The 12,981-nt window shown below is 44.3% G+C and carries 10 protein-coding genes; 4 read left to right on the plus strand and 6 right to left on the minus strand.

Annotated features, from left to right (window positions below; translation table 11 throughout):
* Positions 1-10: 10 nt before the first annotated feature.
* The 4 genes from ACFP56_RS02175 to ACFP56_RS02190 form a co-directional block, all read right to left on the minus strand.
* Positions 11-904, minus strand: coding sequence for a fumarylacetoacetate hydrolase family protein (locus ACFP56_RS02175; RefSeq protein WP_379230632.1), 894 nt, complete (start codon positions 902-904; stop codon positions 11-13).
* A gap of 85 nt (positions 905-989) precedes the next feature.
* Positions 990-1,751, minus strand: coding sequence for an IclR family transcriptional regulator (locus ACFP56_RS02180; protein WP_379230634.1), 762 nt, complete (start codon positions 1,749-1,751; stop codon positions 990-992).
* A gap of 444 nt (positions 1,752-2,195) precedes the next feature.
* The gene (locus ACFP56_RS02185) at positions 2,196-4,337 is read right to left on the minus strand and encodes a transglycosylase domain-containing protein (RefSeq protein ID WP_379230636.1); all 2,142 of its coding nucleotides are present in this window, start codon (positions 4,335-4,337) and stop codon (positions 2,196-2,198) included.
* A 271-nt stretch (positions 4,338-4,608) separates the two neighbouring features.
* The gene (locus ACFP56_RS02190; protein WP_379230638.1) at positions 4,609-7,197 is read right to left on the minus strand and encodes an adenosylcobalamin-dependent ribonucleoside-diphosphate reductase; all 2,589 of its coding nucleotides are present in this window, start codon (positions 7,195-7,197) and stop codon (positions 4,609-4,611) included.
* 182 nt (positions 7,198-7,379) lie between these two features.
* On the opposite strand from ACFP56_RS02190, the gene ACFP56_RS02195 reads away from it, so the two are divergent.
* The 3 genes from ACFP56_RS02195 (at position 7,380) to ACFP56_RS02205 (ending at position 11,032) form a co-directional block, all read left to right on the plus strand.
* The gene (locus ACFP56_RS02195) at positions 7,380-9,101 is read left to right on the plus strand and encodes a DEAD/DEAH box helicase (protein WP_379230641.1); all 1,722 of its coding nucleotides are present in this window, start codon (positions 7,380-7,382) and stop codon (positions 9,099-9,101) included.
* 26 nt (positions 9,102-9,127) lie between these two features.
* Positions 9,128-10,051 (plus strand): YqhG family protein, encoded by a 924-nt coding sequence (locus ACFP56_RS02200; RefSeq protein ID WP_379230644.1) that lies wholly within the window; start codon positions 9,128-9,130, stop codon positions 10,049-10,051.
* Between the two features lie 120 nt (positions 10,052-10,171).
* Positions 10,172-11,032, plus strand: coding sequence for a hypothetical protein (locus ACFP56_RS02205; RefSeq protein WP_379230646.1), 861 nt, complete (start codon positions 10,172-10,174; stop codon positions 11,030-11,032).
* On the opposite strand, the gene ACFP56_RS02210 is transcribed toward ACFP56_RS02205, so the two are convergent.
* On the minus strand, positions 10,974-11,225 hold the full coding sequence (locus ACFP56_RS02210; RefSeq protein ID WP_379230648.1) for a YqzE family protein: 252 nt from the start codon (positions 11,223-11,225) through the stop codon (positions 10,974-10,976). The two genes, ACFP56_RS02205 and ACFP56_RS02210, sit on opposite strands and share 59 nt — an antisense overlap.
* Before the next feature lie 139 nt (positions 11,226-11,364).
* Between ACFP56_RS02210 and ACFP56_RS02215 the strand changes: the two genes are divergently transcribed.
* A complete protein-coding gene (locus tag ACFP56_RS02215) occupies positions 11,365-12,117 on the plus strand; it encodes an N-acetylmuramoyl-L-alanine amidase family protein (protein WP_379230650.1) in 753 nt (250 codons plus the stop codon).
* Here ACFP56_RS02215 and ACFP56_RS02220 read toward each other — a convergent pair.
* Entirely contained in the window at positions 12,094-12,891 is a 798-nt protein-coding gene (locus ACFP56_RS02220; protein WP_379230652.1) for a divergent polysaccharide deacetylase family protein, read from the minus strand. The genes ACFP56_RS02215 and ACFP56_RS02220 overlap by 24 nt on opposite strands.
* Between the last annotated feature and the right edge of the window lie 90 nt (positions 12,892-12,981).

The raw sequence follows: 12,981 nt of genomic DNA on the forward strand, positions 1-12,981 counted from the left end.
TCCTAAATTTTTAGTTAAACCCTAATTCTTGTTCATAAACCGCAACATTAACGAGCGTACCGATGCCTTCGATTTCGATTTCAATGATGTCGCCAGAATTTAATGTGAATTGATTAGGCGGAACGAGACATGTCCCCGTCAGCAACACGGTTCCTGCAAACAATTCATTGTCTTTTTTCAAGTAATCTACAAGCTCAGTAAATTTACGCTTCAATTGATTGGTATTCGCTTGCTCATCAACTACTTTTTCGCCATCTCGATAGATTCGGCAAGCTATTGATAGCGCATAAGGGTCCTCAAGCGTTTCTGCTAATCGTATAAAAGGGCCAATCGAGCAGGATCGTTTCCAAATTTTCGCTTGCGGCAAATATAGCGGATTTTCACCTTCAATATCACGGCAGCTCATGTCATTCCCAACGGTGTATCCAATAATGGCACCGTTTTCATCCAGAACCAGACCAAGCTCTGCCTCAGGCACTTGCCATGTTGAATCGGTTCGAAGACAAACCTGATCACGATGACCTACCGTACGAGCGGCTGTTGATTTCATAAACAATTCTGGCCGAGGCGCATCATACACTTTATCGTAAAACGTAGTGCTATCCAGCTTTCCATCGGTTGCTTCATAATTTCTTGCTTCTCTGCTGCGTTGATAAGTAACACCTGCTGCCCATACTTCTGGTGCGTCTACCGGTGTTAGTAAGTGAAGCTCCTCAATAGACTGTGGGATCGGTGTCGCTTGCTGCAAGGCAGCACGCACATATCCCTCCGTTGTCTTACCATTTTGACGTGCTGCAGCAACAAGCTCCATTACATTCGATTCTTTCAGCTGATATAATTGTCCTTGCTCCACCAATGCCCCCAAATAAACATTGCCCTCATCACGGTAACGGAAAATCTTCATAGTAATCCAACTCCTGTCATTTGTTTTATAATATAAAACAACGTTCTTGAATCATAATAAAATAAAGAGGGAGAAGTTTGATCTCCTACCCTATCTCTCTGTAACCTAAACCATTCGATATTTGTTTCGACGTTTCAATTAATCGCAGCACTAAGTCCTGAAGCTCTTGATCATTAACGGACGTAACTAACGTAGACATGCTTATTGCTGCAACAACCTTCCGACTATGATTATATATCGGGGCAGCGATGCAGCGTACTCCAACTTCATTTTCCTCCCTATCGTAGGCAATCCCTTTTTCTCTTACCTGCTCCAGTTCGGCTAGAAATTTGTCTTCGGTTGTTATCGTATTCGAAGTATGAACGGAGTATGTATAATTTTCCAACAGTTTTTCGCGTTCAACATGTTCCATATATGCAGCGAGCACTTTTCCTACTGCACTACTATGAAGCGGAATTCTACGACCAATCCAAGAGTAGCGAATGGCAGCTTTGCTTCCTTCCACCTTATCGATGTATACACCTTCAGCTCCATCCTGAATGACTAGATGAACCGTTTGTCCTGTTTCCTCTGATAGTTTTTTCAGATACCCATTAGAAACCTCTCTGATATCTAAACCTCTTAACAATAACTGACCCTTTTCTAATAATTTCATGCCGAGTCTATACAGTCCATTATCATCCTGTTCAATATAACCATGTAATTGAAGCGTCTTAAGAAGAGAATGAACAGTACTTTTATGCAAACCCAGGCGCGAACTAATTTCAGTAATTTTCAATTCCCGATGCTGGTCATCGAATAGATCTAGTATGTTAAGCGCCCTGTCTAACGACTGAATAATCGGCACACGACTCACCCCCTATGTTTTATATTATAAAACAGTGTTCTTATATTATATTGTATCAAACGGTTCCAGCCCTCGTCTAGCATTAAAATTTTTTTGTAATACCCTGAGGTCAAAATCTACTCTAACATAAAAATCAAACTTCTACCGTTCCCGGTTTTAAATCGTAAACACTGCATTTGATTTGAAATTTTATTTTTCACTTCATGCTTAAAAACAGACAACTTCGCTCTTTGGGGAAGGACTACGACATCATGTTTTTGATGAAGTTCATGGATCGTGTTTTGCTTCTGCATTGTCCTACAAATCATAAAGAAAGGACAGCCCAAAATAGGACTGTCCCAAAAAATCATTCAAAAAATGTATGTTACATGCTACGGTTATACTGCATAGAGCTATTGTAGATGATTGTAGATGTTACCTGTGTACGTTCATAACAGTCATCATTTAGTCTTTTTCTTTCTTCTTTTTCTCTTCCTCCTTTTTCTTTTTCTCCTCCTTCTTCTTTTTCTCCTCCTTTTTCTTTTCCTCTCTTTTCTTTTTCTCTTCTTCTCTTTTCTTTTTCTCTTCTTCTTTCTTCTTTTTCTTCTCTTTTTTCCCTTCTTCCCCATTTCCCTGATCTGTCTTACCCCCAATGCTCGTATTTTCTTTCGATTTTTCGAGCAGAGGACGTTTAAACTCAGAAGCTGGAACGTCCTTTAAGGCCAAAGACATCATTTCTCTGAAGATTAAAGCAGGATATTGCCCACCGGATGTTGTCAAATAATGATTTTTATCCGTCTGATCGTAGCCTATCCAAACTGCCCCTACCAGTTCTGGCGTATAGCCGACAAACCAAGCATCTTTGGCACCGCCGGTGATCCCTTCGAATTGACTATTCCGCGGAAGCTGTGTCGTTCCCGTTTTCCCGGCCACCGGACGATCGATTGCCGCATTCTTTCCTGTGCCTTCCTTGATAACATTTTGCAGCATTTCGGTCATCACATATGCGTTCTCCGGAGACATAACCGATACAGGTTGATGCTCAGCCTCAGCTAAAACTTGGCCGTCCACAGTTGTAATTTTCGAAATGGTATGCGCTTGAACCTGTACTCCAAGGTTAGGGAATACACTATAGCCCTGTGCCATTTGAAGCGGAGAGACCCCTTGAGATAATCCACCAAGCGCCAAGCTTAAATTACGATCTTCCTCTCCTAGCGGAATACCAAGTTTCTCTACAAACTCTATGCCGGTATTAAGTCCAATTTCGTTCAACAGCCATACTGCTGGAATGTTTCTCGAATGGATAACCGCCTCTTGAAGCGATACTTGCCCTAACGTTCGATTGTCTACATTATTAGGACGGTAACCCCCGATATCTAATGGACCATCATAAAGCTGTGAATTTTTGTCATACCCTCTCTCCAGAGCAGGAGCGTAGACGATTAATGGCTTGAATACCGATCCAGGTTGTCTTACAAGCTGTGTTGCATGGTTGAAACCACGGAATGTATGCTCTCCTCGCTGCCCCACAATTCCGCGTATCCCCCCAGTAGACGGGTCCATGATGACTGCCCCGCTCTGCAGCAGCTGGTCGGATGTGCTTTCTGGGAATAGCGCTTCATTGCGGTACGTTTCTTCCATTGCGTTCTGAACCACTGGATCCAGCTCTGTGTAGATGAGTAGATTCCCCGCCAACAATTGGCGCTCGGTAAATCCATATACTGAAATCGCCTCATCGATTACTTGATCCATATAAGACGCGTATTGACCGAGCAAATGGTTGACATGCTCTTGGGGAATTTCCTTGAGCACTTTAATCGGTTCTGCTTTAGCGTGTTGATAATCGGTTTCAGAGATAAAGCCCTCATCTTTCATTAAGCGGAGCACAAGATTGCGACGCTCTAAAGCAATCTCCTTGTTTTTAAGCGGAGAATATCGAGTTGGAGCTTTCGGTAATGCAGCAAGCAAAGCACTCTCGGCCAACGTCAAATCCGTCGTTTGTTTGCCGAAATACCGCTTGGCAGCTTTTTGCACTCCCCATTGGCCTTCTCCGAAATAAATTTGATTCAAATACATTTCGAGAATTTGGTCTTTGTCATAAAGTGCCTCGATCTTGATTGCATAGGCAGCTTCTGTCAGCTTACGCGAGAACGTTTTTTCACCCGTCAAAAATACGTTTTTGGCAAGCTGCTGGGTAATCGTACTACCACCTTGTACTGCACCGCCTTCCTTTACATTACGGAAAGCTGCTCGAACGATTCCGAAGATGTCCACTCCGGTATGATCATAATATCTTTTATCTTCGACCGCTACGATCGCTTGCTGGAAATGCAGCGGAATGTGATCGATCGACACATATTCGATCTTTTCAGAAGTGACCTCGGAGCTAACCTCGCCGTACCGATCTATGAACTTTGTTGGTGCAGATATCGGAACAACTAGCTTTTCGATATCAAGAGTATGAATCCAATAGGCCCCGATTGCTAATAGCGAAAAAAATAAAAGAACTATTCCGATAAGCCATATACGGAATCGTTTTAACAGCTTAAAGAATCCGGAGAGCCTGCTTTGACTCTCTTGATTTTTATGTAAAGGTTGATTATTCATAGTTGTCTCCCCCTGTAGCAATAAAACTCTTGTAGAGCTGTCAATATCAATACTATGCTGTCAACATCATTACTATAATGAAGAGCAATCGTATGTTAGTCAAATTAATATTTTGCCATAAAATTTTCTGATAGTGTTTCGCCCCATTCATTCCATCATTTGTTGCGAGTTCAAACGAGTAGTTTTAAGGAAAATAAGAAAACCACTACGTATGCACAGTCATATCTAAAATGACCCTGTATACGTAGTGGCTTCGATAGTTGTTTACACCTTAATTACATTTGCTATAGCCGCAAGAGCTGCATTGCTTGCAGCCTTCAATATTAATTAAAGCAGCGGATCCGCAAGAAGGGCAAAGGTCGACACTTTCGGGCGTCGCCGCATATGCCTCAGCCGTTTCTCCGGCAGGCGCTACCGTATCCTCTGCGAGGAAGTGTCCCGGAAGCTCGACTGACGAAGCATGCTCCTTTGCTTGCAGGTGAAGCTCAAGCGCTTTTGCTACCGCATCGGCAATCGATTCAACACGATTTTGTCCAAAGCCGATTGCGCCTGTGCCGCCGATTCCTTTCAAGTGCTTAATAAGCAGCTGCACTTTATTGCCATGATCCCCGTAACGAAGGAACAACGAGCACACGCGTCCAAGCGCTTCTGCCATAGCAAAAACGTCTGACCCTGCTTTGCCGACAATCAAGAAGATTTCAGAAGGAACATGATCGAGATCATTTATAGTAATGTACGCCATGCCTAACGGTGTATTCATGCGATACGTTGCACCATGCAGCACTTGAGGACGACGCTTGTATTGACGGTCAGCCTGACTAACAGCAGGCAGAACGTTGCCGCCTGCATCCATCGCTCCAGTTGTTTGTACAGCAGGCTCCGTAGTATGGTTAGTTGTTGATACAAGGTTTGTTTCAGCTTTATTGCCCTCGTTGCTCTTATCACTCTTTTCAGTGGTAGACAGAACCTGAACATCTCGGCTACCATCACGATAGATCGTAACCCCTTTGCAGCCTAGCTCGTATGCAAGCTCATACAGTTTTTCGGTTTCTTCAACAGTGAAGTCATTCGGACAATTCGCAGTTTTCGATATCGAGCTGTCCACCCAGCGCTGAATCGCAGCCTGCACGCGAATGTGATCCTCTGCTGTCAGACTCATCGCGGTTACGAAGTAATCAGGCAGCTCCTCGCCAGGATGCTCATCAAGCCACTGCTGTGCAATCGGCACATACTGCTCGTCATAGCCTAAGCGGCTTTGACGAAAATACTTAAATGCAAAGTACGGCTCGATTCCAGTCGAGGTTCCAACCATCGTTCCTGTAGAACCAGTAGGCGCTTGCGTAATAACGGTTACGTTTCGCATACCTGTAGCACGAATCGCGGCCTCCACCTCAGGAAACTCGGCAATCATATTTTTCATAAATCCGCTTTGCAAAAATAATTCCTCATCGAACGCCTCGAAGCTGCCTTTTTCACCCGCAATTTCAGCAGAAGCCAAATAAGCCTCCTTCGCGATAAAGCCGTACAGCTTATCCAAAAACTGCAGTGATTCTGGCGATCCGTAGCGCACCTTCAGCTTAATCATCAGCTCCGCAAGCCCCATTGAACCTAATCCAATACGACGTTCCTTTTTCTGATTCGCTTCATTTTCCTCGAAATGATAAGGGGTGCGATCAATCACATTATCCAGGAATCGAACAGACCAACGCGTTACCTTTGCTAGCTCGTCCCAAGCTACATCATCACGCTCCTCATCATAAAACTTGGATAAGTTAATCGCCGACAAGTTGCAGACACCCCATGCAGGAAGCCCCTGCTCACCACAAGGGTTCGTGCAGATAATCGGATTGAAATACCAGCTGTTGGACATGTTGTTGTAGCGCTCCATAAAAACAACACCCGGCTCGGCTGATTTCCAGGCTGATTCAATAATGGTATGCCATATCTCTCTTGCCTTAACCACCGAATGAACATTGACTGGCTTGCCCAGCTTGCGCCAAGCCTCGAGATCACCGTTCCACAGCTCATCATACTCTGCATCCGTCGTATCAGGGAACACTAGCTCCCAATCGCCATCCTGCTTGACAGCTTCCATGAACGCATCGCTAACGCACACAGACAAATTCGCATTCGTTATTTTCCCCATTGTTTGCTTCACCGTAATAAATTCAAGAACATCGGGATGCCAGTCATTAATCATAAGCATCAAGGCGCCACGACGGCTCCCTCCTTGCTCAATCAGGCCAGTCGTATAGCTGAACAGTCCTCCCCACGATACTGCACCGCTAGAAGAGCCATTCACCCCAACGACAACGGTTCGCTTCGGACGAAGCGAGGATAAATTAATACCGACACCGCCGCCACGCGCCATAATTTCAGTCATTTCAGTTAAAGTAGCCATAATGCCGCCCCGACTGTCATGCGGTGAAGGAATGACATAGCAGTTAAACAGCGTTAATTCATCGCTTGCACCTGCACCAGCCGCTATTCGCCCGCCCGGTACAAGCTTCCAATCATCCAATATATAGCGGAATCGATCCTGCCACTGCTGCTGCACGTCTGACGCTTCAACACTAGACATTGCGGCTGCTAGGCGATCCCACATTTCATCAGGAGTTCTTTCCAATGTATGAGTCAGCTTGGCGATGGTCGTTGTGATCACATCCCCACTGCGCATTTTCACATCAACCTCATCACCACGACGCGCTAAAATTTGACCAGCCTCTTTCACAGGAAAAGCCAAATCATCCTTTACCAGCACAAGCACCGTGTCCCCGGGCTGTGCTTGAGAAGCCTCAGCATTTTTGCGTGCGTATCGATCCAAAAATATTTTTTCACTTAAGCCTTCTAAAGTACTCATCCAGATCACTCCTCCACTAATTTTCAATATGTAGTATCTTCATATATCATAACACACAATATATAGTTTTCGTAAATGACTTTTGAACATTTTAGTACTAACCTTTCCTGTTTCGAAAAGATTATGATTACCATCGTTTGGGGAATACTAGAACAGAAGCAATGTTATGAAAAGGAGCAACTATGAATAATCGAATCTTTCCTACTATTGAGCAAATTCAAAAACCGATTCACGCATCTGTCGATGTTACATTTCAACGTGAGTGGTTTGGCGAGCTTCAGCAGCGAATTGAACAGAACGGTCCTTGGGATCAATGGAGCATGTATCAGCTTGCTATGGAAGCGAAGCAGGCTTCCGTTGTTAGTTCATTTGATGAATTGATCTGCTTGCGTACCCTTCCTGCCTTCGAGCCTATGCCGCATCAGCTAGACACGGCCAAGCGTGTCTTGCATGAAATGGGAGGCCGCGCGATATTGGCTGATGAAGTCGGACTAGGGAAAACAATTGAAGCTGGTCTTATTTTAAAGGAGTATATTGTTCGCGGCCTCGTAAAAAAAGCTTTGATTCTAGTACCCGCTTCACTTGTGCTGCAATGGGTGCGAGAGCTCAATGCCAAATTCGGAATTGCCGCTGTCGCGCAAAAAAAATCTCACAGCTGGGGCTACGACATCGTTGTCGCCTCAATCGACACCGCGAAGCGCGATCCGCACAAGGAAATTGTACTTTCAACCGATTATGATCTCGTTATTATTGACGAAGCCCATAAGCTGAAAAATAAAAAAACAACAAATTACCAATTTGCTACCCAGTTAAGTAAAAAATATTGCTTGCTGCTGACGGCAACCCCGATTCAGAACAATTTGGAGGAGCTGTTTAATTTGATCTCGCTGTTAAAGCCGGGGCAATTGGGCGCTCAAGGTGAATTTAACAGCAATTACGTCGTAGACAAAAGATTGCCTAAAAATGAAGAGCAGCTTCAGGATGTGCTTTCATCTATCATGATCCGAAATCGTCGCGGCGATGGCGGCATACACTTTACAAAGCGTATTGTGCGAAATGTCACCCTAGAGCTTTCCAAGGAAGAGCAAGCGCTTTACGACGCCGTCACCTCCTTCGTGCAACAGATGGCAAGTCAGGACGGAATTGATCTAAGCAGTATTTTGTCTTTGGTAACGCTGCAGCGGGAAGTGTGCAGCAGTCGTGATGCCGTCTTTTTAACACTGGTCAATATGTTCAAAAAGACAGCTGAGGATTCACCAATTCGAGCGCAAATTTGGGAGCTCGTTGAGGTGATTCGAGCCATTACGTCCAATACCAAAGCAGAAAAAGCACTGGAAATTATCAATCAATGCGAAGGAAAGGTCATTTTATTTACCGAGTATCGCGCAACACAGGAGTATTTACTGCAGTTTTTCGACAAGCATCAAATTCCGGCAGTTCCTTATCGCGGCGGTATGAATCGTGGAAAAAAAGATTGGATGATGGACTTGTTCCGCGGCAATGCTCGCGTGCTGATTGCAACTGAAGCTGGCGGCGAGGGCATCAATCTGCAGTTTTGCAACAACATGATCAATTTTGATCTGCCCTGGAATCCAATGCGAGTAGAGCAAAGAATTGGCCGTGTGCATCGATTAGGGCAAACGCAGGATGTAAATATTTATAATCTTTGTACGAAAAACACGATTGAAGAGCATATCCTGAACCTGCTTCACGAAAAGATCAATTTATTTGAGCTCGTGATTGGAGAACTCGACCATATTATTGAGAGAATTGAATCTCGTGACGGCTCGATTGAGCAGCGTCTGGCCAGAGCGATCCTGCAGTCACAAAATAGTCAGCAGCTGCAAGAAGAAATTAACTCGATTGGGTCAAGCATTTCCAGCTTTCAGCAGCAAAACAGTTAAACAAGATACAAGACTCGAGGTGAAGTATGAATACAAAACAAATCCATCGCTTCGTTCTAAAATACTTAGAAGCAACGCAATGTGAGATTTTAGACAAATCTCCTTATCATATTAAAGTCAAGCTTTCGCCAGCAGCCGATCGCGAGCTAACGAATCGTCCCTACTACTGGAGCTTCATCGATCGATTGAATGAAACTCCTGAAACAATGAGCTTTTTGTTTGTAACAGATGAAGACAAGTACAACACCATGCTCGAGGAGCAGCCGCCAGTTGAGCCGGCTCCGCTTACAGCAGAGGAAAAGGCGATGGAACGCGCTTATGGCCTCGTACCTAAACCAGTGGCGCGTGTACCGCGCGAGCATCTGCACTTTGGCTCTAGCAGACTTCAGCAGCTGTTTGAATCGACGCAGCAGAACGGCAGCTATGTGTGCCTATACCAGGAGCCGCAGGCACGCTCGCTTCATCCTTATGCTTCAAGACCCTATACAGTATGGCTTGGCATCAACTACCTGGTAGAGTTCAGCTGCGACCGCAAACGTGAGGAAATTCACAGCCTGGGCATTTCCCTTGTTACGGGGCACTGTCAAGAGCAATTCCATGATCGACTGCAAACGCTGCGCTTGTCGCCACGAATACCGGCGAATGTGCATATCGCAAAAAATGGAATATCTTATCCGAAGGCACTTTCGATTGCTGAAGCGCATTTGGAACGCAAGCTGAAAACCTATAGCTATGAGTGGGCAGAACAGGCACATGCCCAGTTAAAAGAAGAGCTGGAGCGACTGGAAAGCTTTTATAATCCGATGCTCGAGCAGGCTGAAGAGGATAAAAAGGAAGGCATTCAGCAATTAAAGGAAAAACGCGAGGAAGAAATTCGCTGGCAATATGAGCCTAGAGTAACGGTTTCCGTCATTAATTGCGGATTATTTCATTTGGACGGTATTGATTGAGCGTATGTGACGGTTTCCACCGCCGCTCAACAAAAATAGAAGTTTTGCTCGGCTCCTCGCATGACAAGAACTAACACTCTTTTTATGGCCTGTCCGATACGATTGAAATGAGGTGATTAGATGAAAATGAAATGGCTTCAACTCATTGTAGTTCCATTACTTTCTTCGTTGCTGCTATCAGGATTACTGCCTATTCATACGTTAGCGGGAGTGAACCCGCCAGCAGAACGAGCTGATTTGCTTGAAACGGCCGAGCATTGGAAGGAGCAATTAGCACAGCAGGATCAGTTTCAGCAATGGCAAGCCGCTAAACTGTCGATATCGGCTCTTGGTCCGGGAACACATAGCTGGCTTGCACTTGTCACATATGAGAATGAAGTGATCGGCTATATGATTATTCATGCCCTTGAACAGGGCGGATATGAATTAGGAGAGTATGGAGTTGGAGATGTAGCATCACTTCAGTATCTTGCTGATAATAGCAATCAACTGATCTATTATGGCCCATTTCACAGCATTATCAAGCAAGAAATACAACAAACCGTTCAATATATTGAGCCTTTTTTACAGGAGGCTTTCCCGATAGACCGCACAACCATTGAGCAAGCTGCTGAGCACGCAGCATCAACAAAGAAAGGGCATGGCACATATAAAGTGCCTGCCCTAATCACTGGAGCTGATGCTGTTGCATACTTTTCTCCATATGCGGTGATGCCATGGCTAACAACTAAACCATTGAATAATCGTTTTGAGGATGATACGTCCATTGAAGTGATGATTGAGCTTGGCAGCAAGCTGCGATATACAACAGAGAGCTGGAATCATACTATTTTTTCTGTTTACGCTATAACAGGTTATCATGAATGGAACGAATTTGACTTATATATCGCACTGCAGGATGAAAACGAGAGCTTAACTCGCTTCATTCCTTATGAGGCTTTAATGTTGCAAGGTTCCTTTTATGATCAGGCAGCGGATTAACTTTTGTTCTTCGCTTATTAAGCCACAACAGTAATGACGCTCCGCCAACTCCAAACCATCTAACCAGCCATGGCTCCTTGTGAGCTTTGGCTATTTTTTTTGCTTCGTTTTTTTGATTCGCTGGTGTTTCCATATATTCAACAAGCTGTTCGGTTAAATACTGTACATATTCCTGGCCGGATATTTTACCCATCTTTTCCTACCTCCTTCATGTGATCAGTATTCACTATTCATTATTCCCAAACATTTTAGTTTCAATCTATGTATGAAATAACAATCGTAAAGCCATGATAAGGCAAGTATTTGAGTTGTTAAGAAAGGCAGTGTTTGTTATGGTTCAACTATTAAGATTAGGATATAAAGCGGCTTTGTGTGCAGCGCTGCTCACTATTTACTTGCCAGCACACGCTCATGCAACTGAATCAACCCCTTCGGTACAGCAGGCGTTTACGGTGCAATCTGGTCAGCATGAGGAGGATCGTAAGCAATCTTCTCCTTATTTGCCAACGACAGCCGTCATTATTGATGCTGGCCATGGCGGGATCGACAGCGGGGCGTTTTACGGAGATATATATGAAAAAGATATTAACCTCGAGGTTGGAAAACGATTGTATGCGATCCTTCAAAGTCGAGGAATTCCTACTATTTTGAATCGTACTCATGATTATGCATTAAGCGATGACAATCGCTGGCATCGAACATCCTCTCGACACTTAAGGGATTTATCGCAGCGTATGGGACTGGCGCGTGAAATCGATCATGTTATTTTCATCAGCCTTCATGTCAATGCTGTTGGCAATCCAAACGCACACGGCCCTCTCGTGCTACATCAGCAAGGCGGGGAAAGCGCGCTGCTCGCGCGCGTTATTCAAACACAATTAAACGGGGTATATCATACATCCAAGCAGCCAATTGCCGTCAACAGCTTCTACGTCTTGAAATATGTGAAATCTCCTGCAGTCCTAGTCGAGCTAGGTTTTATAAGCAATGCCGAGGACCGTACACGATTAACGACACCTTATGAGCAGAAAATAATCGCTGAAGCCATTGCCAACGGAATCTCACATTATTTCTGGATCAATTAAATTGGATTTGATTAACTCACTCAAATAAACGAGCTTCCCATACCGCTGAAGATTTGGAATTGATTTGACCAGTTCTTCAGCGGTATATTCACCTGCTGGTCCAACATGACCTATAATAACAGTAGACGGTCTTTCCTGAAGCAACTCAACTGCTTTCTGCATTTGTTTATGTATGTGCATTGCGGTATGCTCATCATCTAAAAATAAGGAGTTTTCTGCATAAGGAACTCCTAATTCCTCTGCCAGCTTGCCTACAATTGATCGATAAGCGGTTTTGCTGTCCAAATAAAACAGATTGCGCTCCTTGCAAACTTCAAGCACGATTCGCATGATACGCTCATCCTCTGTGATCTTCGAGCCCATATGATTGTTCATCCCTATTGCGTGAGGCACTTGATCAATTGCAGCCTCTACTCTTTCTCTTACTTCTGCATCGCTCAAATCACTCGTTAACGCCCCAGGCCCAAGCCATTTCTTCAATCCCTTTTTAGGCTCCATCGGCATGTGAATAATGACTTCATGTCCAGCAGCGTGAGCTGCTTCTGCATCCTGCTTGGTTGTCGGCAAAAAAGGCATAATTGCCACCGTTATTGGGACATCAATATCCATAATAGCATCTGTCCCTTTCATATTGTTGCCTAAGTCATCAATAACGATGGCCATTCGATGGACAACGCTTTCCTGCTGTAGCTCCTTGTCTTCAACAGCTGCTTTATACGGCTGACTATATCCAATTAATAATGCACATACAATCATTGCACCCCATTTTTTCATTCCCACCGCTCCTTCAAAATCGTTGAAATCCTTCATTATGTTGTCCAAATCATAGTGGGTTATGTATATTTCGGTATAAAAAAACGAGAG

The sequence above is a fragment of the Paenibacillus septentrionalis genome, from assembly GCF_042659865.1.
In the GTDB taxonomy this organism is placed as follows: Bacteria; Bacillota; Bacilli; order Paenibacillales; family Paenibacillaceae; genus Pristimantibacillus; species Pristimantibacillus septentrionalis.

Excerpts from the sequence above, each read along its gene's own strand:
- ACFP56_RS02175 (WP_379230632.1), bottom strand. The coding sequence starts at position 904 with ATGAAGATTTTCCGTTACCGTGATGAGGGCAATGTTTATTTGGGGGCA.
- ACFP56_RS02185 (WP_379230636.1), bottom strand. The coding sequence starts at position 4,337 with ATGAATAATCAACCTTTACATAAAAATCAAGAGAGTCAAAGCAGGCTC.
- ACFP56_RS02190 (WP_379230638.1), bottom strand. The coding sequence starts at position 7,197 with ATGAGTACTTTAGAAGGCTTAAGTGAAAAAATATTTTTGGATCGATAC.
- ACFP56_RS02195 (WP_379230641.1), top strand. The coding sequence starts at position 7,380 with ATGAATAATCGAATCTTTCCTACTATTGAGCAAATTCAAAAACCGATT.
- ACFP56_RS02200 (WP_379230644.1), top strand. The coding sequence starts at position 9,128 with ATGAATACAAAACAAATCCATCGCTTCGTTCTAAAATACTTAGAAGCA.
- ACFP56_RS02205 (WP_379230646.1), top strand. The coding sequence starts at position 10,172 with ATGAAAATGAAATGGCTTCAACTCATTGTAGTTCCATTACTTTCTTCG.
- ACFP56_RS02210 (WP_379230648.1), bottom strand. The coding sequence starts at position 11,225 with ATGGGTAAAATATCCGGCCAGGAATATGTACAGTATTTAACCGAACAG.
- ACFP56_RS02215 (WP_379230650.1), top strand. The coding sequence starts at position 11,365 with ATGGTTCAACTATTAAGATTAGGATATAAAGCGGCTTTGTGTGCAGCG.
- ACFP56_RS02220 (WP_379230652.1), bottom strand. The coding sequence starts at position 12,891 with ATGAAAAAATGGGGTGCAATGATTGTATGTGCATTATTAATTGGATAT.